Annotated in this window: 15 protein-coding genes and 1 tRNA gene; 7 read left to right on the top strand and 9 right to left on the bottom strand. The window is 42.7% G+C overall.

Features of this window, described 5'->3' with window-relative positions; genetic code table 11:
• Positions 1 to 6: 6 nt before the first annotated feature.
• Positions 7 to 1,191, bottom strand: coding sequence for a DJ-1/PfpI family protein (locus CLV59_RS20315; protein WP_170137838.1), 1,185 nt, complete (start codon positions 1,189 to 1,191; stop codon positions 7 to 9).
• Positions 1,181 to 2,113 (bottom strand): GlxA family transcriptional regulator, encoded by a 933-nt coding sequence (locus CLV59_RS20310; RefSeq protein ID WP_111593915.1) that lies wholly within the window; start codon positions 2,111 to 2,113, stop codon positions 1,181 to 1,183. Before CLV59_RS20310 ends, CLV59_RS20315 begins: the two co-directional genes overlap by 11 nt.
• Before the next feature lie 279 nt (positions 2,114 to 2,392).
• Between CLV59_RS20310 and CLV59_RS20305 the strand changes: the two genes are divergently transcribed.
• The 6 genes from CLV59_RS20305 to CLV59_RS20280 all read left to right on the top strand — a co-directional run bounded on the left by CLV59_RS20305 (position 2,393) and on the right by CLV59_RS20280 (position 6,791).
• Entirely contained in the window at positions 2,393 to 3,271 is an 879-nt protein-coding gene (locus tag CLV59_RS20305) for a helix-turn-helix domain-containing protein (RefSeq protein WP_111593914.1), read from the top strand.
• An 87-nt stretch (positions 3,272 to 3,358) separates the two neighbouring features.
• On the top strand, positions 3,359 to 4,417 hold the full coding sequence (locus tag CLV59_RS20300; RefSeq protein WP_111593913.1) for an alpha/beta hydrolase: 1,059 nt from the start codon (positions 3,359 to 3,361) through the stop codon (positions 4,415 to 4,417).
• Between the two features lie 22 nt (positions 4,418 to 4,439).
• Complete coding sequence (locus CLV59_RS20295; protein ID WP_111593912.1) at positions 4,440 to 4,838, top strand: (R)-mandelonitrile lyase; 399 nt, start codon at positions 4,440 to 4,442, stop codon at positions 4,836 to 4,838.
• Positions 4,835 to 5,416, top strand: a complete 582-nt coding sequence (locus tag CLV59_RS29375; RefSeq protein WP_111593911.1) for a DapH/DapD/GlmU-related protein — start codon at positions 4,835 to 4,837, stop codon at positions 5,414 to 5,416. Before CLV59_RS20295 ends, CLV59_RS29375 begins: the two co-directional genes overlap by 4 nt.
• Positions 5,413 to 5,889 (top strand): cyclophilin-like fold protein, encoded by a 477-nt coding sequence (locus tag CLV59_RS20285; protein WP_111593910.1) that lies wholly within the window; start codon positions 5,413 to 5,415, stop codon positions 5,887 to 5,889. The genes CLV59_RS29375 and CLV59_RS20285 overlap by 4 nt, the downstream gene beginning before the upstream one ends.
• A 215-nt stretch (positions 5,890 to 6,104) precedes the next feature.
• On the top strand, positions 6,105 to 6,791 hold the full coding sequence (locus tag CLV59_RS20280) for a type 1 glutamine amidotransferase domain-containing protein (RefSeq protein WP_111593909.1): 687 nt from the start codon (positions 6,105 to 6,107) through the stop codon (positions 6,789 to 6,791).
• Between the two features lie 56 nt (positions 6,792 to 6,847).
• Here CLV59_RS20280 and CLV59_RS20275 read toward each other — a convergent pair whose 3' ends face one another.
• The 7 genes from CLV59_RS20275 to CLV59_RS20245 form a co-directional block, all read right to left on the bottom strand.
• Positions 6,848 to 7,312, bottom strand: coding sequence for an immunity 26/phosphotriesterase HocA family protein (locus CLV59_RS20275; RefSeq protein ID WP_170137837.1), 465 nt, complete (start codon positions 7,310 to 7,312; stop codon positions 6,848 to 6,850).
• Between the two features lie 10 nt (positions 7,313 to 7,322).
• Positions 7,323 to 11,744, bottom strand: a complete 4,422-nt coding sequence (locus CLV59_RS20270; RefSeq protein ID WP_111593907.1) for a DUF6443 domain-containing protein — start codon at positions 11,742 to 11,744, stop codon at positions 7,323 to 7,325.
• Positions 11,745 to 11,797: 53 nt separating this feature from the next.
• A complete protein-coding gene (locus CLV59_RS20265; RefSeq protein ID WP_111593906.1) occupies positions 11,798 to 15,034 on the bottom strand; it encodes an RHS repeat domain-containing protein in 3,237 nt (1,078 codons plus the stop codon).
• A gap of 148 nt (positions 15,035 to 15,182) precedes the next feature.
• Positions 15,183 to 15,255 (bottom strand) — tRNA-Lys (locus CLV59_RS20260).
• A gap of 76 nt (positions 15,256 to 15,331) precedes the next feature.
• The gene (locus CLV59_RS20255; protein WP_111594200.1) at positions 15,332 to 16,378 is read right to left on the bottom strand and encodes a sialidase family protein; all 1,047 of its coding nucleotides are present in this window, start codon (positions 16,376 to 16,378) and stop codon (positions 15,332 to 15,334) included.
• A gap of 10 nt (positions 16,379 to 16,388) precedes the next feature.
• A complete protein-coding gene (locus tag CLV59_RS20250) occupies positions 16,389 to 17,063 on the bottom strand; it encodes a class I SAM-dependent methyltransferase (protein ID WP_111593905.1) in 675 nt (224 codons plus the stop codon).
• Positions 17,064 to 17,095: 32 nt separating this feature from the next.
• Entirely contained in the window at positions 17,096 to 18,793 is a 1,698-nt protein-coding gene (locus CLV59_RS20245) for a hypothetical protein (RefSeq protein WP_111593904.1), read from the bottom strand.
• A gap of 230 nt (positions 18,794 to 19,023) precedes the next feature.
• Between CLV59_RS20245 and CLV59_RS20240 the strand changes: the two genes are divergently transcribed.
• A complete protein-coding gene (locus CLV59_RS20240; RefSeq protein ID WP_111593903.1) occupies positions 19,024 to 22,152 on the top strand; it encodes an AsmA family protein in 3,129 nt (1,042 codons plus the stop codon).

The raw sequence follows: 22,152 nt of genomic DNA, 5'->3' as shown, positions 1-22,152 counted from the left end.
TACTCATTAGTTATAGTCAAGTAGCCGTTTCACCACTTCAGTATATCTTAGGCCATATTGCAGGCGTATTCGGCTCAGACAGACGTCAATAATGTACTGTGATGATTGTTGCTCATACTTCACCAGTATGGAAGGATCGAATAAGTGGTGAGAAGTGGATGGAAGTTTGTCTGGACATAAGACATGGAGCTCCGTAGGATGGAATTTATCCAGACTGGCCGTAGGAAATAAGGTGAGGCCATAGCCTGTCCTTATACTCTGGTTGGTCAATGATATGCTTTCCAGCGATTTAGGGAAGGTACGATTATAGGTATCAAGGACTGCAGCCAGCTCCAACTCATTTGCTCCATCCTGCAACAGTACACCCACCTGTCGGTTTTTCCCAAACAATACTTTCTTTCCAATAGCCGCCTTATCACCAAAGTCAATAGCTATACTCTTATGGGCGTTCCTATCTGCAGAAAGTGCGTAATGGATCATTTTGCTCACTCGCAACATAGTTGGTCGTCCAAAAAGCGTATCGATAATGGATAATGCTCCATCAGTGGCATTGGAAACCCCTGCGGTGCTAAATAGCCTCCCACTCTGGGTGACGCGGATATTATTTACCCATAATGGTTTATTAAATTGTTTACTGATGGCAGCAAAGTCAGATGCGTGAGTAGTAAGTGGTTTGCCGTCATAGATGCCTGTCGCTGCCGCGGTTAAGGCTCCATCACAAACTGAAAGTACGAAAGTCGTATCACGGTATTGCTTCTTAATCCAACCAAGAATCTCCTGATTTTGGTGTCGGGCATCCATCGCCGATAAGTTAGGGATAACGATCACTTGTGGATGAATACCCATGGAATCAAACTCTCCGAATGAAAAATCAGGCATCAGGAAAAGGCCTTTTCTTAGAATGACGGGGGTTTTATCTCTGGCAACTATATATACATTTGCCTTTTCCGTAGCGTTAAATAAATAATAGGGCGCCATCAGGTCAAAAATTTCTGTACCCTCATTATCTGCGATAATTATTACTGTTTTCTTAGCAGGGTTGAACGCTGGTCTCCCGCCATTGATGGAGGCAATGCCATTAAAGGTTTTCCAGTGCATAAACTCCCGGACAGGAGCACAAGCATGAAACAGCCACATAACTATCATACCAATCATAAGAAGGACGCAGTAGGTCATTTTTCTATTTCTCACTTTCGTCATGTTTTTTTAGTATTCGTTGTAACTGCCGGGCTGATTTGAACCCACATTCCGCGGCTATTTTAGTCATGGTATAATCTGGGTTATTGCGTAAGGTACCTGCCTTTTCCAGCCTTAGGCGGGTGAGGTATTCATTCATCGTTATACCTGTTGCTTCCTTAAAGACCCTGGTAAGATTTCTTGGGCTGCTGTTAAAAAGGTCTGATAATTTCTCTACCGTCAGGGATTGGTGCAGATGTGTTATCATATAATCCTGGATCTGGTGAATCCTAGGATCAATATGGTTTCTGTAATCCAGATAAATATGATGCTGGCCGTGTTTGGCGCTCCTGCGATGATATATCAGTAATCCCCTGGAGACCTGGTTAGCCAATAATGGCCCCTCCCATTCCTCCAGGATAGATAAAGCCATATCTATCCCTGAACTAATACCGGCGCTGGTATAGATATTCCCACTCTTAACAAACAATACGTTGGTTTGTACCTTAGCTGTTGGGAACATGTTTTGTAACAGTTCCATACTTCTCCAATGAGTAGTACATTCCCGGTTATCCAATAGTCCTGCACTTCCCAGTATGAAGGCCGCATTACAGACAGAACAGATATTGATCTTTCTGGCCGCATGGTCGCTCAGCCATTTAAAAAATGGCATTTCAATATCAGGGCGTCTTTTCAGGCCTTCAAAATAAAAACCGGGAATGAACAGAAAATCGCCCTCATGCAATACGGCTTTCCGGTAATTATCCAGTTTCCCGAATGGGAGCCCCACCGCACTGACCGGGTATTGCTCCATAGCATAGAATGCTATTTCAAGATCAAGTCCCTGCAAGGCCGCCTCCCGGAATACCTGGACAGGACCAGCCAAGTCCAACAGCTCCACATCCGGCGGTATAATAAATGCAATTCTTCTTCTCATCTCTGCAAAAGTAACCCATGAAAGCTTTTCTATGAAGGACAACAATGCGTCATATTGGGCCATTAAAGATTAGGCTTAAATAGGAATAGAAACAGTAAAAATTACTACCATTAATACTGTAATATGCGGAGCATGCTTCAATAGAGTTCAAACAGCTGAAGAGTGCGACGCAAGGATGCTCAATAGTATTTCTGTGGCTGGGCTCATAAATATTTCTCCTATAAAACACCTCATAGTTGGTCTCCCACCCAAATGATTTGAATTTCTTAACTTTGCTTAATGGGAAAGAAAATATTGCGATCCGTTTCTGAATATAACAGCCAGTTAAAGTTAAAGGGGTTCAACGCCTTTGCTATTGAGGCCGACTCCAACGCAACCCGTATGTACAGCAGAAAGGACTTTTTTAAAATCTGCCTGACAACAGGCAATAGTGCCATACATTACGCAGACCGGACATTTGAAACAACGGGAACAATATTATTCTTTGGTAATCCTCATATTCCCTATTCCTGGGAAACACGGTCAACCACTTATGTTGGCTATACCTGCCTATTTTCAGAGGATTTCATTAGCAGATCTGAACGCAGTGAAAGCCTGCAAAATTCACCTTTTTTCAAAATCGGAGGCACCCCGGTTTTAAATATCAGTGAGGAACAACGGCTGTATCTTAATTCGATTTTTCTGAAAATGATTGAAGAGCAACAAAGCCAATATCTGTATAAAGATGATTTAATACGCAATTACATTCATCTCATTATCCACGAAGCTTTAAAACTACAACCCTCTGAACACAGCCACCAACATAATAATGCCGCCTCCCGACTTACCGCCGTATTCCTGGAACTACTGGAGCGACAGTTCCCGATTGAAAGCACCGACTTTCCCCTGCAATTAAAGACGGCCCAGGATTACGCCAAAGAACTAAATGTACATGTCAACTACCTGAACCGGGCAGTAAAAGAAGTTACCGGCAAGTCTACCACTACCCATATCACAGAACGCATTGTCAGCGAGGCCAAAGCGCTGCTGCAACATACCAATTGGAACATTGCGGATATTGCCTATGCCCTTGGCTTTGACTACCCTACCTATTTTAATAACTTTTTCAAACGGCTTACTGGCACCAATCCGAAATCATACCGGGAACAAGAAGTTTGAAATTCTTAATTTTTGGTTTGACAATCGTTAACGAAAGGCCCCATTCCCACATTAGCTTTGTACCTGCTATTTAATGCATAAACAGGTATGAAACTTATTACAATACTGGCATTCATCTCCCTAATAATTTGTGGGCAGACTTATGCCCAGCAGTTAACTACAACGTCATTCCAAAAAGAAGAGAATATGAAAGATCAGGACCATTATACTTTCCAGTTAAGCGATCAGGTGACACGCGAGAAAGTACATTACCGGAACAGATATGGCATTGCTATAACAGCAGATTTATATATTCCGAAAAAACATGGCACGGTTCCAATGGCTGCAATTGCGATCAGTGGCCCTTTTGGCGCCGTAAAGGAACAAGCATCCGGACTGTATGCGCAAACTATGGCCGAACGCGGTTTCGTTACGCTGGCATTCGACCCTTCTTATACTGGGGAAAGCGGAGGCGAACCCCGTAACATTGCATCACCAGAGATTAACACAGAAGATTTCAGTGCAGCAGTAGATTTCCTCGGCCTGCTACCGCTCGTGGACAGGAACCGTATCGGTATTATCGGCATTTGTGGTTTTGCTGGCATGGGCCTCAATGCTGCCTCCGTAGATAAACGTATCAAAGCCGTTGCTACTACCAGTATGTACGATATGTCGCGGGTAATGGCCAAAGGTTACTATGATAAATTAACCGCAGCAGAACGAACTAACATGCTGGAAAAGATGAGCCAGCAACGTTGGGAAGACGCCAGTAATGGTACACCGGCCGCCGGCCCTCGCAATTTACCGGAAAAACTATCAGGTAATGAACCACAATTTGTAGTGGACTATTTCAACTATTACCGTACTCCGAGAGGATTTCACCCCAATTCGCTCAACTCTAACGGGGCATGGATGGCCACCAATGCGCTTTCATTCATGAATATGCCTCTGCTTACTTACATCAAAGAAATATCGCCACGTCCGGTCTTATTAATTGCCGGAGAAAATGCCCACTCCCGTTATTTTAGTGAGGATGCTTACAAAGCGGCAGCCGAACCTAAAGAACTGCTGATTATTCCTAATGCCGTTCATGTGGACCTGTACGATAAAACAGACATTATTCCTTTTGATAAACTTACTACATTCTTTAACAACAACCTGCAATAAGCAGGCGTAAAATATCTGAAACATGGAAATTACAAGATTAGGTGAAAGATCCTCCGTAAAAGGCCCTGACGACTGGTTTACAGGAGCGGTAAGGATTGATCCGCTGTTTGATGCCAATGAAGCAAGACGAGGCGCAGCAGCCAGCGTAACGTTCGAACCGGGAGCAAGAACCGCCTGGCATACCCACCCACTGGGACAAACACTAATTGTAACCGCAGGATGCGGCTGGGTACAACGGGAAGGTGGTCCTATAGAAACCATTCGTCCAGGCGATGTGGTTTGGTTTGAGCCCAATGAAAAGCACTGGCATGGAGCCACTGCGACCACCGGGATGACGCATATTGCCATTCAGGAGAACCTGAACGGGAAAGTGGTGGATTGGTTGGAGAAAGTCACTGACCAGCAATACAGAAGTCAATGACAGCTATTAAACATGATATTCTTTCCAGGTTGAAAGCCGGAGTGCCTATCCGATTGGATGACCCGGAATACTTCAAAATACAATGGATAGTTGAGCGTACTATTCAGTTGTCGGCCGCCTTAAATACCGCTACAAACATCCAGGAGATACGTACACGCCTGGGGGATATTATCGGCCAAACGATCGATGAAAGCACAACAGTGTTTGTGCCATTCTATACCAACTTCGGCCAGTTCATCCGGCTTGGTAAGCAGGTCTTTATCAATCACGCCTGCTCCTTCCTGGATATGGGAGGCATTACTATTGAAGATCATGCACTAATAGGCCCCAAAGTAAACCTGATTACAGAAAATCACCCATTAGATCCTTCAGACAGAAGGGCGCTGGTGACAAAACCAATCCTGATAAAACGTAATGCCTGGATAGGCGCAGCAGCTACGATTCTACCTGGGGTCACTATTGGAGAAAACGCAGTGGTGGCGGCAGGATCAGTTGTTTCAAAAGATGTTCCGGATAATGTTGTTGTTGCGGGTGTTCCGGCAAAAATTATAAAGACAATAAAAACCGGAGCAATATGAATCAGCTCCTATTCATTTTTATCGGTGTATTTTCACTATCGACGATTGGTGCATCCTGCGGTAAAGCAGGTGCACCAATTGTTTCAGAGAAGTACGACACGATCACATATCCAACAAAAAGTAAAATGAAAATAACTATCGGGAATCATTCATTCACGGCAACGCTAGATGATAATGCCGCAGCAACTGAATTGAAGGCCATGTTGCCCATGACCATAAACATGACAGAATTAAATGCCAATGAAAAATACGCGGAATTACCGCGTAGTCTGCCCACCTATGCGACGAATCCAGGAACTATTCAGGCAGGGGATTTAATGTTGTATGGCAGTTCAACATTGGTACTCTTTTACAAGACATTCCGCACTTCCTACAGTTACACCAAGCTGGGGCATATTGATGATATCAACGGATTTCAGGGCGCGGTTGGTACTGGCAGTGTGAGCGTAACGTATGAATCTGAAAGTTTCTGAAAAATGGCTGCTCATTAGCCCCCCATGCCCTTCCCCCCTCTATTGACGCATTAAAATTTCAGCCTGCGCTGCAGGCCCAATTACTTCTTCCCCCGGATGCTTAGGTAAGGAACTTTCCTAAAGAAATACTGTTATAATCTCCATTGATACAAAGACTAAGGTATAGCATAATTAATAGACCTTTGTTGGGCAAAAGACAATAAAAATCATAAAAAATGAAGAAGATTTTGCTAATAGTTACCAATGTAAGCATGTATGCAAGTGGCAGGTTAAAAACAGGCTTATGGCTTAGTGAACTGACGCATATCTATCATAGTGCGAAGCAGCAAGGCTGGGAAATAACCATTGCGAGTCCTAAAGGAGGTAGTGTACCTATCGACCCAGAAAGCCTGAAACCATTGGTGTTAGATAAAATTTCAAAAGACTATTATGGAAGTCCCGCTTTTATGGATGAATTAAATCATTCAAAAACGCTGGAAGAAATAAAAAACACTTCTTTTGATTGTGTCTATTTAGCGGGCGGGCATGCCACCATGTACGATTTTCCGGACAATACCCTGTTACAAACCATCCTTAAAAACCAATTCGAAAGCAACAAAATGGTAGCCGCCATTTGCCACGGCGTAGGCGGATTAATCAATGTAAAACTATCCAATGGGGAGTACTTAATCAAAGATAAATCGATGACAGGTTTCGATTGGTTTGAAGAAACCATTGCCAGACGGAAAAAAGAAGTCCCCTTCAATCTTGAAGCTGCTATCAAGGAAAGAGGAGCTAATCTTATCAAAGCATTTATTCCAATGACGTCTAATGTAGTGGTAGATGGAAAGCTTATTACAGGACAAAACCCTTTCAGTTCAAAAGAAATGGCGAGAGTGGTGATGAAGGAGCTGCTGCAATAGTTTCCATAAGCCGCAGATAACCTGCGGCTTACATCATAGTTAATGAATAGTCTATCTTATAACTTTATACGCATTTCTTCAAAAATATCATTGGGAACTCCATTAAAATGGTCACATAACCTTTGTTCTACATTATAAGGCTCCCATACTGCAGCCCTTTCTAAGTCAATACATTCACTTACATCTGTTGGTCTTGTATCACCAGTGTTCGGATCGTAAATTTCAAACTTAGCAGGATTCAACTTATCTTGAATAAACTTCATTGGTAATAGTTTTAGAGCTTCCTCCAAATCTTTTTTCCCAATCTTTTTCCACCTTCCATTAGTTATCGCATCATTATATACCGCCACAATAAATAATATTCGGGAATCTAAAATACAAGATAAATCTGTCTCTTCATGATCAGTATAATAATCGTAAAAACCATAATTTGCCTTGCCTAAAATTCTACCATACCCAATTTTTCCACATGGTAAATCTATCTTGATTATCGACCCAATTGTAATCCGTTGTACTCCCATGATATTTTTTTTATTCACCAAATTCTTTTTTCGCAGCATTCATATATTGAGCCTTCTTCTTATTTGAAGGAGAAATGCTATTGATAGCATTTCCTGAAGTTCCGCCCTGCGACTTAGCTCCTCCATTTTTATCAATTAAGTATTGCTCTCTGCCCCGAATAGCTTTTTTACTTTTTGATGTTTTATCTAATTGAGCAGGTTTGTAATCTTGGTCATTCATATGATGACCTCTATCCCTTTTTGCGATATTTTGCTCGGGTGTTCCATCTCCACTTGTTTTTCCCGAATAAATTTCACCATTGGGACCTTCTTTTGTATATGTTTGATAGGTTTTCCCTTGTGCATTTCGAATTGGATTGGAAAATAAATTCTTTATCCCTAATCCAGATGTTACCGTCCCATGTAAAACAAGAGGAGCAGTCACTGGAATAGCAGCTCCATCAGTCAGAACAGTTGCTGCCCCTCCACCAAGCCCTTCAACAAATCCAGATATTGCAGCACCAGCGTCTCCTATTTTCTGTCCAATCTGGTATGCAATCGCATTCTTTCCGGTATAATTAGTTTGCTCAACATCTACCCGACCTATCCCTCCTAAATTATTGGACACATACGAGTTTCTTAATCCATCTCCTGCAGTAAGGATCTGTGCACCGGTCTCCAAAACAGCATCCTTCAACATGGACCAAAAACCAGGATTATCGCCAGGCTCATCACCTAAAAAGTCCTGATACCTAATGGGATTATCATAATTTGAAGTATAAGGAGACCACATCTCCATATCATCTATCTTCGGATCTATCTGATTCCACCTTCCTATCTGCGGGTCCAATGTCCTATAAAATGCATCGTACTGATTAAGATCAAGATCTGTCGTATGTTCTATACCATTGTACTCCTTCCTGTTCTTTGGGTAATTAGTCCCCACTAACGCATTAGAGCTTATCCCCGCCATCGTCAACCCAAACGGATAATAATGCGTCTCCTCCAATACTGGGCCATCTGCATGTGCCACTACCAGATCATCGAAGTAGACATCCTGTGCGGTTTCGTTGCTGGTATAAATATACATAAAACCGCTCTTTTCCATGACCATATTATCCTGGGCAAGGGTTTGAATCTGGTCTGGTACTGCTTTTACCTGTTTTACACCACTATTCTCCTGTACCATATTGAACTGATCATCAAAAAGTACATAGTTCAGGTAGGCTTTAGGCCGGTCAAGATCAGGATTCTCCGGATACTTCTCTTTCAGTTGTCTGTAATCGTTATTATAAAAATTGGCGTTAAATGGCGTACCATTAGCTTCAGAAGAAATTCCATGAGTACCGGGTGTGGATGCTTTGCCTCCGAAAGCTTGCACGAGATCTGCCAGCATATTCTCTACTGGGGCAGTACCCGCCTTTTTATCGCCAGGCCCGGTTGATTTGTAGAACGCTTTGACACCCAACTGAATCGTGTCTCCCGCCATTACCCGCAACACGATAGATGGACCAATTTTTTTACCTCCATCTTTCGCACTTAGTTTGGATACTGATTTATTTGCTGCATCAGTAGACGGATATCCAGCAGGTTTAACTGCCCGGGTCACATCAATATTACTGAATAAGGCTGTTTCTTTTGCTGCAACCGGCGTTTCCATGGTAGCGGCATAGATATTCCGACTGGAATTTTCTGTCAGTACCAGCCTCGTATTACCCAGGTGGTCTTTCACAAAATAGTCATATATATAGGTTGGAGCCTGACCCGCTACTGTTGCCACCCTGATCCGCCCTTCTTCATGTAGCATGAACTGAAGGGAATCATTCTGATAAACAAATCCAGAAATATAATCGGTTACTACCGTTTTCTCCGGACTGACAGTTCTATCAGTTACCGTTTTCTTCAGTTTATTACCGGCAGCATCATAGGTATAAACAATAGCACCTTTTTGATATATGTCAATACGTACTGGCAGATTCAAATGATTATAAGTAATACTGGATATCCCTTTATTTCCATCTGCTACCATGTTACCCATCAGATCGTAGGTATAGTCGTCTCCAATATTCTGACCATTTTTGAAATCACCCAATTGAGCACTGACTGTAGAACTGTCAAAAACAGCTGCCAACTTATTACTATTAGGCAGGTAGGAGTATGCCAGTTTATCCATTGGTTGAATAGCGGTTCCTTCCATGCCCTGCTGCGCCATATTCAGGATATTTCCATTGGCATCATAGGAGATCCACTTTACAGAATAGTCTTCCCTATTATTATTCCATTGGCCAGATTCAAATTGGGAAAATGCTCCGCTTAAGAGACGATTCACCTTATCGTACTCATAACCATAAGACCTTGGGGTTTTATCATTCCATCCTTTCCAACGGATACCTGAAATATTGCCGTTATAGGAAGGCGTACGATAACCGTAATCATAACTGAGCTCCTGACCAAAATGTGCCGTGGTATTTTGATTATTCAGATAGTCCTTACTGATGCCGCTCAGCCATCCTCGGATGTTATAGTCGAACGTCATTTCTTCCAGTGCCGGGTTGTTACCGTTGATACCCAACTTCTTTCCAGTGAGCCTTCCCATTTCATCATAAGTGTTCAATGTAATGGTTCTTTCCAGGTCAGGATTATCGTTTAGTCGCTTTTTCACGGAGGCTATATTCCCTGCATCGTCATAGTTGGTGATGGTTAACAGAGACGTCTTGGGATGTTGCGTACTTTTATTATTGGCATGACGGAGGTAGGTACTCAACAACTGTCCTTTAAAATTATACAGGCTGGTTAAAGTACTTCTTCCTCCTGAGGCATTATCATCAATTGTCTGGATAACACGTCCTTTTTCATCATAGTAATTGGTAGTAGTCAGCCATTGATCTGTATCCAATACCCTGATACGTATTCCGGTGGCTAAACCTTTGGTGTTAGTGGCGCTTCCGGCATTCCATTCCGGGTATACATTCGCCCCTACTTCTGGCTTATTCAGGTCAGCGCTTACCAGGGAATGTGCTCCTGGAAAATTATAATTATCATAAAAGGCAAAAGTCAATGGTGTCAGCGCTCCTGCCGGGATATTTGGCAGCGGATTGGTGACTTCGAGATTTACCATTCCACCGTCACTTTGCGGATTAATGCTGAATTCCTGCGTTGCGCCATCATTGGTATCAAAACCAGGAAGTAATTCAATACTGTTTCCCGCTTCGTAATTAGTCCGATCATTTACCGCAGTGATGAGATTTTCAACGCCTGCAAATACATAGGATTGTGTGCTGTTGCTACCTCCTGTCGTATTCATACTGGATTGCAATTCATCTCTTGTGGCAGCACTGTTATAAAAGGCAGTTTCTACCGGTCGGTTCAGCGCATCGTAGAATGTTACCAGCCATTTCCCCTTTATTTTAAGGTTACCATCCCTGGTAAACGCTGCACGATCTCTCACATCATACACCATTTCAACTATAGCAGCACCGGGTAATTTCTTTTCAATTAACCGTTTACGGCTATCATAACGATATTGAAAGCACAAGCCGTTTTCCACTCCGGATACATCCCAGTTGTTAGTGATCTTCTGCACCGCAAGTGGGGGGAGCACGAAGCGAAGATCTCCCTGATCGTCATATACATAGTAGGTGTTCAACCACCCCATATGAGCGGTACCTGGGTTAGTCAGCTCCTGAACTCTTTTACAGATAGTCCTTCCATTTTTATCTATAAATGTGATTACCTGATTCCCGGCTTCATCAATTATCACATTTTTGAAGAGCTGGCCAGCATTATATATGGCTGTTGTTGTGGGAAGATTATTCCCCATTACCCATATACGAACAGAATCACTGATCGCATTTACCTGATATTTCTGCTGTACAGGATGATTTCCGCTATTACTGGTACTGGCCCAGCTATTTCCTGGGGAATAGGAATTCAAAACCCGGCCTAATGGCGAAGTCTCCACTACCTGCTGAGAATAGAAGATTTTCTCTCCAACTAAATTCTTATTCAAAACAGGGTTTTCATAAAATGCCTTTTGTGCATTAAATGGATCCTGTTTAAATTCGCCATCATTTGTATTGGCTGTGGTCTGCGTATACGGGAGATACTTGTACATTTCCCTTCCAAGATCATCATATAATACAGTTGAAACCTGGTCTTTACCAGTTGGGCTAATACCTTTGACAACGGTTTGCACCGGCCGGCCCAGACCATCCAGGAATACGGTGGATTGTTTAACTTCCTTTACGGTTTTACCTTTACTACTGACAGCTGCTGAATCCTGCAGTGGTTGACTAGTTTCCCAGGTACGTACATAGTTTAGGTTAATACCATTATAACTGCCGGGGGTAGGCACAGGTGTGGCGCCAGGTACTCCTGTGCCGGTCGGGATATTCTGGGCTCCTGCTCTCATTGTACCGATAAGGAGCAACAGGGTATATATAGACTTCTTCAAGATCGTAAGTATTTAAATGGATAGTTAAACTGTTTTAACCAAAGCATGCAATGCTACTGTTGCTTAAGGACGTACTCATATTTTTTAAGGATATTGCCGTCTTTGTCTCTGATTAATAATAATCTTCCGAATCCATCATATTCATAGGTCATCAAATTGCCTCTGGTATCGGTTTCACTGGTAATACCGACCAAGGGCTTATAGGTATAAGTTGTTACCTGTGCATTTGTATTGGCCAACCCTTTCCGGATTTTGTCCAGTTCAGCTCTCATGACAATATCTGTCGTAGCAGGATTATTAAGTACATTGGGATCGATAAAACTCTTTACAGTATTATAATCACTGTTTATAACTTTTGCCACAGGGTATAGGTCACCATAGCCCCAGATATACACTTCCATAGCATCATTTCTCTTACGCTGTTGCAGGATATTACCGAAGGTATCATATGAGATATAATCCAATGCCACAATATCAGTGGAGTTACTCCTGTTCATTTCCATACTACGGAGCCTTACGCCAGAAGAGGTAACCTGGAAATTACTATTAACGGTAGATAGTAATTTGGTACTTAGATAGTTCTCCTTCTTTAGTTCCACACCAATGATATTGTTTAATATCATTGCCTGGCGGGCAGTTTCATCTGCGCCTGTCAGTGTAAGCTCATAAGGGTAATACGACACAACCCGGTTAAGCTCTCCAGTACTTGCTGGCGAAGTAACTTCCTTTACATGTTGATGGTCATTATATAAATAGGTAGTAGGTGTTTCTGCATATTTGGAGACATCATCCAGGTCATAGATACGTTCTGTTTTTGAACTAATGGCCGACCAGGTAGGGATAATTGCATAAGATGCACTCACCGGATACTTAATAACATTATTGGCCCAGGCGATGACCATCGCTTCCGGATCAGTTTTAATACCATAAGTTGTCAGATCATTGGCAGAGATATTCTTATAATCATAATCTACTGTTTTGACCAATTGAAATGCATTATTTATAAACTGAAAATCCTTCTGACTTTTTAATTGTCCTCTGAAATCCTCCATGCTGAAGGCCGGCGGATAGGGGATTTCATAACTCTGGCTTAAATCCTTTGCAAAGGTATAGGTGTAATTAGTCATTCCCGTCTGCTGAGGATCCGCTGTAATAATATATACATTCTTATATCCAACTAGAGAGCCTGCAAAATTCACCTGCTGTTGCGTACTGAAGGATTGTAATCTGGCAACGTTATAATGACATGTAATATATTTATTTCCACTAGGATCACTAAATTGATTCTTGACCTCTATATTGTCCGCATAGTTTAACCTGTTGTCTGAGAAGATATCACCAGAGGACGTATCAGAATTAGGTCCTACAGCATATTTATACTTTACGGTAAGTGGTACACTTCCTGCGTGTTCGAAAGTCTTAATCTCATTAATTCGTAATCCGCCAGCATACGTATTGATTTGAGATTTATCAATAACTTTCCAGGAAGCCATCGCAAAAAAATTTTGATAATTGGGTGGGTTTTGATTGAATACGGCAGTGACAGTGTATGTACCATTCGGTAAATAGTGACTGGTAAATGAAGTCGTAATATTGAAAAGATTATATGGAGGTTCTGTGCGCTGCATATATATATTCGCTCCTGCAGATCCCGGAGGTACGCCCAATCCGTCTATATCCATATCGAGGAAAGCTCCTCCATTCGGATTATTACTATTCAGGATTTTATCTGGGGGATTATTGATAGTTAACTGCATTTCATACCTGCCATTTATTGGCAAGTTCTGGTCCCCTTCAGGAAACTCTCCATTATCAACCTGTATTGTAGCGTATTCTTTTTTATACCTTGGTGGTAAATCTGGTGAATACACCTCGTTATTCCCATATACAAACTCCCGATAGCCACCTGTGGGAAATACCATCTTTTTCAGGATTCCAAATTGACTATAATAAGGATCTACCTCTCTATCTGCACCTGGTATCTCCAACGGGCTATTATCCGGCTTTAATAAAGTTACAGTGGGGATCAGCGAACTATTACTGTTTTTTCCATTATAAAAACCCCAGTTATCCTGTGACAATGAGGTTCTGCAACCAGGGATATAAAATTCGTCATACTCAAATGAATAGGAATTATTCTTTTTATCATTGCTGATCTCTTTATAGCCAGACAGGAGGAGCCATTTGTTGGTACGATAATTTACCGCGCCATTACAACCAAACCCTGTACCAGAACCAGTCATATACTTATGGATAAGTACACTCTGTTTTATTACCTCTCCTTTCTTATTCAGTACAATGATGCTATCTAATGCATATCCCCCAATCAGGTCCTGCCTATCAGTGGCAGCAGCAACAAACTTCACCGAGCCCCCTCGAAAATTAATCTTTGTCAGTCTTTTAGTATGCATAGATACAACTCCAATAGAAATCCCTGGATATGGGGCAGGGCCATTGGGGCCTTCACAAATATCGCCACTGATAAATTGGAATTTGGTGTCACTCTGTATAGACTGGTTGATCTGCGATTCATCTGTGTAATCGAAGCTGATCGTTTCTGTTTTGGATGCATTCTGTATGGAGGAAATCATCCACGAAGTTATAAGAGGCGCCGAGCTACTACCTCCGGTGGTTTCCGCATCGAATCCATTGAAGTTGTAGATAACGCCATCCTCTCCCACAATAGTAAAAGAATTACCACTGAAGGTAATCTTCACATTGCTCAACGGAGAAGTTACAAACCTGTTTAAATCCTGATTATAGTAGAATTTCCCGCTGGCTCCATTAATACTATAGGAAAAAATATCGGGCGCGTTATCAGCTATGCCACTTTTCATATCTGCCAGGAAATTCTTGTACTGATTTTGCCCAGTCAGACCAGCTGACAGCAAGTCGTACCACTGCTTAAAAGATTTATTACCATATTTCTGAAAAGCACCACCGGGGTCCTCATCCGCAATACCATTGACAGACCTGGAAATACTCGGCAGGTTTCCCAGACTCCAGGACAATCCCACCCAGGTAGCCAGTCCTTCCACCTTATTTCCTCCGGCATGGTAACTAAGCGCCAGTGGCAAAGACAAATCACCGGCACTAACATTGTAGACCGGAATACTGATAGAAGGAATCCCGGTAAAATTATTTACAGGGGCTTCAATGTACTTTTGGATCTCAGCGGCAGTAGGACTTAAAGGTACTACCTTGCGTAATTCCAGCTGCGCAAAACAATTCAGATGGCATCCAAGGAATACTAACAAAAGAGAAAGAAGAGCAATAAATTTCTTGTTCATATTTAATATTGAACTGGTACAGGATATTATTTAGCGTTCGACAATAGGTTAACCTTTCAAATACTATCAACTATTAATAACATGCTACAATTAAAGGTATTTACATAGTCTTAAAATCAAAAAAGCTACTCAGTGAGTAGCTTTTCAGTGATCCCGCTGGGACTCGAACCCAGGGCCCATACATTAAAAGTGTATTGCTCTACCAACTGAGCTACGGAATCATTCCCTTGAAGGGAGCGCAAAGATAGAGAAAAAGGAATTGATTTTCAAAGGGTTTTCAAAAAAAATTTAAACCTTTTATTTTGAACGCCCTTTCTTTAACACAATATGTTTGATGTTTTTCCGATCATACGTATAGGTTATATGCACCTGTCCATCCGCAGTTTGAATAATAGCGGGGTAGCTGAACTCCGCACCAGGCTTATCTTCCAGCGTCATGATATTTTCCCAGTCACGCCCGTTTTCAGAACTGGCGATGCATAACTTTCCTCTCCCATTATACCATTCCTTTCCTGGAACATCCGGGTTGTAAACAATCAACTGGATACCATCTTTGAGCGTTACGGCATCAGTGCCCGCATTAGGATTTAATAATCCTTCTATGGCCGACAAGCCCGACCAACTGCGGCCATTGTCATAAGACCAGGCCTGTACCACTCTCCCCTGTTTACTTCTGCAAACCAGCTGCAATGTGTCCTTTCCATAAGATAATATACTTGGCTGAATCGCATCAAATGCTCCCTGAGCATCTACAGGTATGGTCTTCCAATGCGTTAATGTCTGATCTGTTTGCTCTATTTGTATCCACCATTTTCCATTCGGTTCTTCTATACTTGACGGACATAAAATAGTTCCATCCTTCAATATCACCGGTTTATTTTTTATTGGACCCAATACATGTTCGGGTAACCGCATTGCTGCCGACCAGCTCCTCCCATTGTCCACAGAGGTTTTCATCATTCCCCACCATTCCCTTGGATTAGGGCCAACTTTATAGAATAGTACCAGTTTCCCGGAATTCATGTTAAACAATACCGGGTTCCAACAAGGATATTGTAATGTGTCATTCTCTTTTCCAGTAGCCACTGCTGAAGGAATCACCTTTCCATTCTTCCCTACTACTCCTGCCCAGATCACTACATCTTTACTCCCTTCATACGCTCCTCCAAAACAAGCTACCAGTACCTTCCCTTTCGCAATTTCTGTTATCGTGGAGGCATGGCAGGCTTTAAAAGGCGGAGCATCAAATAACAATTCTTCTCTTACTTTTATCCAGGGCGACTGGCATTCCGCTATATGCACCGAGAAAATAAAACCAGCCAGTAATAACAATAATCTATACATATTAAACATCCTATTTTACACGCAATACAAATATCAATGATATCGGGGCTTCCGTCTCCGGATGCACAGGCTCCTCCAACTGAACAACCTCCAAACCAGCCAGAGAAAAGAGTCTCACCCAATCTCCCATCGTTCTGAAATACCATTGATAAGGCTGTACAAAATCCCGTTTCATTCCATTCCAACTCCCCTCCTTCCATCCTGAAACGTATGGCTCCTGCCCCGCTATCACCAATGGATGCAGGGTTTGAATGAATACAAATCCTCTTTCTTTAACCACTATCCGGATACGTTGTAATAACGATTCCGTCTCTTCCTCATCCAGCAATGCAAAATTGATTACTGCAGCGTCGTAGTGTTGTGAGATGGGATAGGCGCCCGTGACTATACTTTGGAAACTCGCTACAGCGTAATGATTCCCTCCTTTCTGAAGGGCATTTTCTATTAAAGCGGGAATAGCATCTACACCGAAGGCCGACTTCCCCTGCTCCTGTAAGGCCCTTGTCAGCCAGCCCTCACCGCAGCCTATGTCCAGGATGCTTTCAATGGGATAGTGAAGAATAGTTTGAACAATAGCGGCATTGGTCACCAATATCCGGGAAGCAATCTCCCCATGATCAATGGTGGCAATCCAGTTGGCAGCATTCGCCTGCCAGGAATCCAGAATGGAAGTAGCACGGTCCATGGTAGTCGATTTAACTACCTACAAGATATCATTTAAAAATTAAACTCCCTCGGCTGTATATTCATCCTGATACCGAAAGTGTAAAAGAAGGTATTACTCTTAGGCTGATCCTTGACATTATAGGTCCGGTAGGTCGCGTTCCAATCCAGGAACAAATTCTCAAATAACTCCCAGGACACCGCCAACGAAGCCATGGTACTGTTTACGGGTGTACCCGTTCCAATATAAAACCCATAGTCACGCGGACGCGTATCATAACTCCGGGAAATATCACTACCCATATTCACACCGGCAGAGTCCAAGCCCTGCAAATGATGCATCAGTTTAGCTGTTAGGTATAACTTAGGCAACGGCTGATAACGCGCCAAACCTATAAACTCTCTGAAATTCGCGCCCAGCGGATGCGCCAGCGGTTGGTTGTAATGGTTAAAATTGGTAATACTATCGTAGTTGGTATACGTATACGGACGTACGAAATTAGCCTCCGCCTGTAAATCCAGGTTCTTTATATGTAAGGCATCTATGTATTTTACGCCAAGCTGCAAGCCCTGTTTGTTGGCATAGTTACCGCGACTATAATGGAATACTTCTTTTGTAACAAATTCATTTATCAGTAACTGCCCATACAACTGTACAGATCTTGCCACATTCGCTTTCACCTCAAATCCAATATTCGCCTTACCAGCAGCTCCTAACTGCTGCTCCACAGAACGATAGAATATAACAGGATTCAGATAAGCCAACTGCAAACCATTCTTTCCATCCTCCATGATATTCTCATAGAATCCCAAGTTCAACCAACGGGTTGCCTGGAGCGACAAATGATGTATCATCATGTAATTCTGCGGACGTATGTCTCTCTTACCATCCTGTGCAAACGGCGGAAAAGGCCCTATTGTCTGCGAGAAAATGTTTTCATAATCAAACTTCCAGATCCTTGTACTGATACGCAAAAACAGGAAATTATTACTGAAATCACTCAGGAACAAACTCCGAAAGCCATTCCCTATAAAGAGTTTATCATACGCAAACTGAATATCGAAATATTTGGCAGCGTTAAAGGAGATACCTCCCCTCGCATCAAAATAATCATAACCATTCTTGTTATATGCCTTATAAAAACCAGCCCCTGGTACCGCATCATGCTTCGTCACAAAGTCCCGTACATACGCAGGGTCCCGCTCCTGGTTATCCGTAAGCACCGTATAAAATCCCACCTTGTTAGCTATATTACCACGAAGCGTAATCCCCCTGGTATTAACGAAAATACTCCCCGTACCATCATTTGTATGACCATACTGCAAGTTCAGCACAGGATTTATCACCAATTTGAAATCAGGTACATTTACCGCATACAAAGCCCCCGGCTGCTGATAAAAGACACCCAGCAACGGCTTCCTGGTAGTCATACCCTGATAACCACCAGCCCACTCCCAGTTGTCGGACAGCAAACAACGTATATTATATCTGTCTACATTAGTCAAAGCAAAAGGCAACTCCCCCTTTTTATCCAGAGAATCTATCCATAATACCCGCTCCGTCACTTTTTTGCGACTATAAGGCTTCACATCCGTGAATCCCAGCAAGGTATCATTCTTCGTACGGATATCCAGCCGATCCAATAACTGATATTGCTTATTGCCTAAATTAATGTAGTCCGACTGCCCACGGCCAGTCACATAATACAACAGGAATACAAATAGGAAAATTACCCTACGGTGGTTTTGCATAGACATTCAACTTTGATGATGGGCCACCAAAGGTAATACTTAGCCCCATGCACGGAGATTATAAGAACATTAGAAAAATAGGGAGAAACACGTCTCCCAATAGCATAAAAAATGGCCAGACTTAAAAAAGAATTACCTTCGCACCGTAACGATAATAAAAATGCCAGTCATTTGAAACCCTCTTCTATAGGGCATATGCTGGCTTCGATTTAATATATACTCGGATTGCTATGCGTAATGCCTTCATTAAAAAAGCTGCATTAAAAACATTAAAAATAACCTCAATATCTTTGGCCGCAATTATTGCGTTGTTGTTTCTGCTCCCCATCTTATTCCCGGGCGCAGTGGCCAACAAAATCAAGACCTGGGCCAATAACAGTATCACAGGTGAACTGAATTTTTCGAAAGCAAGATTATCTTTCTTCAATCATTTCCCCTCTCTAACGCTGACACTATACGATTTCAGCCTGAAAGGCGGCGCGCCTTTCCAACAAGATACGCTCATCGCTGCCAACGAAATTGCACTAGGCGTCAACCTCAAAAGCGTTTTCTCCGATGCCATCACCATCGACGAAATATATCTGACCAAAGGAAAAATCCATATCATGGTGGATTCCGCAGGCCATCCGAACTATAACGTGTATAAGTCGGCCCCCACTACCACTTCCAGTAAATCCGATAGCGGCAGCGCCTCCATGAAGATTGAAAGGATACAAATTGAACATTGCCACCTGATCTATGATGATCAGTCGCTCCCCATGTACGTTCAAGCCCAGGAAGTAAATTATATGGGTAAGGGAGACCTCAGCAAAGCCATCTTCGATCTCTACTCTAAAATTGATATCGGATCACTGGATTTCACATATGATAAAACTTCCTATATCTTATCCAAGAAACTCAATGGGGAACTCATCACGAAGATCAATACCAATTCCCTGGATTTTGTATTCGAAAGAAATGACCTGAAGATCAATGAGCTGCCAGTAAGACTGAAAGGGGCTTTTGCCTTCATGAAAAACGGTTATAAGATGGATTTCCGTTTAAGTTCCATGGAATCAAGTCTGCACGCGATTTTCGGGGCATTGCCACCAGAATATCTTACCTGGATGCAGCATACCAATATGGAAGGAACTGCGGATCTGAATGCAAGTCTGATCGGGGAATATATCGCAGAAACCAACACCATGCCGGACCTTACGTTCAACATGCAGGTACGCGATGGCGTGATCAGCAATGCTAAAGCCCCGGCGCCTATCAAAAATCTGTTTCTCAATTTCCAATCGAAACTCGCACAGTTAAATACAGATAGTTTATATGTAAATGTAGACTCGATCTACTTTAATATCGACAAAGATTATTTTAGCTCCATAATAAAAATCAAAGGTCTGAAAACGCCGGATATCCATGTAAAATTGAATACCGACATTGACCTGGAAAAATGGAGTAAAGCAATGGGCTGGCAGTCTTTCGACCTCAAAGGCCGTTTACAGGCACACCTGCTGGCCGACGGTCCGTATGCTACCACTGTCGTTAACCGTGGCAAAGACCATCATCCGGATACGGTGATCAGCAGTATTCCTGCCTTTAATCTACAGGCCAACTTTAAAGACGGCTTCTTTAAACTCGCCGCATTACCAGAAGGACTTAAAAATATCAGCTTCCAGGTTGAAGCCAACTGCCCGGATAACAACTACGCACACACGCACTTCAACATTGAAAATATCAATGCGAACCTGTTAAGCAATTATATCAAAGGGTACTTTAAGTTTGCCAATGCCCAGGCTCCTGTAATAGACGGACAACTGGCTGCCGTTCTCCAACTGGCAGATATCAAACAATTCTATCCGATGGATAGTCTGGATGTCACCGGCGCACTGCACATGGATATCAATACCAAAGGTAGCTACATCCCCGCCAAACGCTTATTCCCGGTTACTACAGCCAAACTGACCATGAACGATGGCACCTTGCAAACGAAGTACTACCCGCATCCTATTCAGAAAATTAATATAGACGCCACCGTTAGTAACACTACCGGTACTATGCGCTCCATGAACGTAGACCTGAAACCTGTTGCATTTGAGTTCGAAGGACAACCATTTGTCCTCAAAGCCGACCTGAATAACTTCGATAACATCCGGTATAATGTAACCTCCAATGGTACTATCAATCTGGGCGCTATCTATAAAGTATTTGCTATACAAGGCTATGACCTGAAAGGATTCATCAAAACCAACCTGGCACTCAGCGGCACCCAGGCGGATGCGACTGCAGGCCGGTATAATAAATTAAACAATAAAGGAACCATGATCGTGAGAGACATCGTGCTCAACACAGATATGTTCCCCCTGCCCTTCTATATCAATAATGGCCTTTTCCGGTTCGACCAGGATAAGATGTGGTTTGATACTTTTGTAGCTACCTACGGGAAATCTAAATTAACCATGAATGGCTTCCTAAGTAACGTGATTGGCTATCTCACACAAAAGAATTCCATCCTCCATGGCACATTCGATTTCAAAAGCAATTATGTACTGGCGGATGAACTAATGACCAGCGCCAGCACCACTACCACCGCTACGTCTAAGGCATCCTCAACGCCTTCCGGGGTCATTATGCTACCCACCAACCTGGCGCTCACTCTGAATGCGGCCGCCGCCAAAATTCAGTTCAAAGGCATGAATATCGATAGTTTCCACGGACAACTCTTACTCGACAGCGGAAAAGTTGCCCTCAACAAAACAGGTTTTAAAATCATCGGCGCACCGGTGGAAATGGATGCCACCTACACTTGTATACAGCCACAACGGGCTGCATTCAACTACCACATTACCGCCAATGAATTCGATATCAAAAGAGCCTATAATGAAATTAAAATCTTCCATGATATCGCCAGTTCCGCAGGCAGCGCCAGCGGTATTGTAGGACTGGACTACCAACTCAGCGGTAAACTGGATGGCAACATGAACCCGATATACCCTTCTCTAAAAGGAGGTGGTGTACTGTCTGTCAAGAAAATAAAACTGAAAGGCTTCAAAATGTTGAATGCAGTTAGTCAGTCTACCGGCAAATCCGAAGTCAAAGATCCGGATCTTTCCAAAGTGGAAATCAAAACTACCATCAACAATAATATCATCACTATCGAGAGAACGAAACTTCGTATAGCCGGCTTCCGCCCGCGATTTGAAGGACAAGTTAGTCTGGATGGCCGACTGAATATGAAAGGCCGACTGGGGCTACCGCCATTCGGTATTTTTGGGATACCATTCAACGTTACAGGTACCCAAAGCAAACCAATCGTAAAATTAAAACGCGGTACAGATAAGGACTTGGAAGAAACACCTGATACCGAAGAATAA

Source organism: Chitinophaga dinghuensis, from assembly GCF_003259435.1.
GTDB lineage: Bacteria > Bacteroidota > Bacteroidia > Chitinophagales > Chitinophagaceae > Chitinophaga > Chitinophaga dinghuensis.
Note: the sequence above shows the minus strand (reverse complement) of the source record. Positions and strands in the feature narration are given on the sequence as shown.

What these genes read in the sequence shown, in the direction of transcription:
- CLV59_RS20310 (WP_111593915.1), bottom strand. Translation starts at nt 2,113, where the DNA reads ATGAGAAGAAGAATTGCATTTATTATACCGCCGGATGTGGAGCTGTTG.
- CLV59_RS20305 (WP_111593914.1), top strand. Translation starts at nt 2,393, where the DNA reads ATGGGAAAGAAAATATTGCGATCCGTTTCTGAATATAACAGCCAGTTA.
- CLV59_RS20300 (WP_111593913.1), top strand. Translation starts at nt 3,359, where the DNA reads ATGAAACTTATTACAATACTGGCATTCATCTCCCTAATAATTTGTGGG.
- CLV59_RS20295 (WP_111593912.1), top strand. Translation starts at nt 4,440, where the DNA reads ATGGAAATTACAAGATTAGGTGAAAGATCCTCCGTAAAAGGCCCTGAC.
- CLV59_RS29375 (WP_111593911.1), top strand. Translation starts at nt 4,835, where the DNA reads ATGACAGCTATTAAACATGATATTCTTTCCAGGTTGAAAGCCGGAGTG.
- CLV59_RS20285 (WP_111593910.1), top strand. Translation starts at nt 5,413, where the DNA reads ATGAATCAGCTCCTATTCATTTTTATCGGTGTATTTTCACTATCGACG.
- CLV59_RS20280 (WP_111593909.1), top strand. Translation starts at nt 6,105, where the DNA reads ATGAAGAAGATTTTGCTAATAGTTACCAATGTAAGCATGTATGCAAGT.
- CLV59_RS20275 (WP_170137837.1), bottom strand. Translation starts at nt 7,312, where the DNA reads ATGGGAGTACAACGGATTACAATTGGGTCGATAATCAAGATAGATTTA.
- CLV59_RS20265 (WP_111593906.1), bottom strand. Translation starts at nt 15,034, where the DNA reads ATGAACAAGAAATTTATTGCTCTTCTTTCTCTTTTGTTAGTATTCCTT.
- CLV59_RS20255 (WP_111594200.1), bottom strand. Translation starts at nt 16,378, where the DNA reads ATGTATAGATTATTGTTATTACTGGCTGGTTTTATTTTCTCGGTGCAT.
- CLV59_RS20250 (WP_111593905.1), bottom strand. Translation starts at nt 17,063, where the DNA reads ATGGACCGTGCTACTTCCATTCTGGATTCCTGGCAGGCGAATGCTGCC.
- CLV59_RS20245 (WP_111593904.1), bottom strand. Translation starts at nt 18,793, where the DNA reads ATGCAAAACCACCGTAGGGTAATTTTCCTATTTGTATTCCTGTTGTAT.
- CLV59_RS20240 (WP_111593903.1), top strand. Translation starts at nt 19,024, where the DNA reads ATGCGTAATGCCTTCATTAAAAAAGCTGCATTAAAAACATTAAAAATA.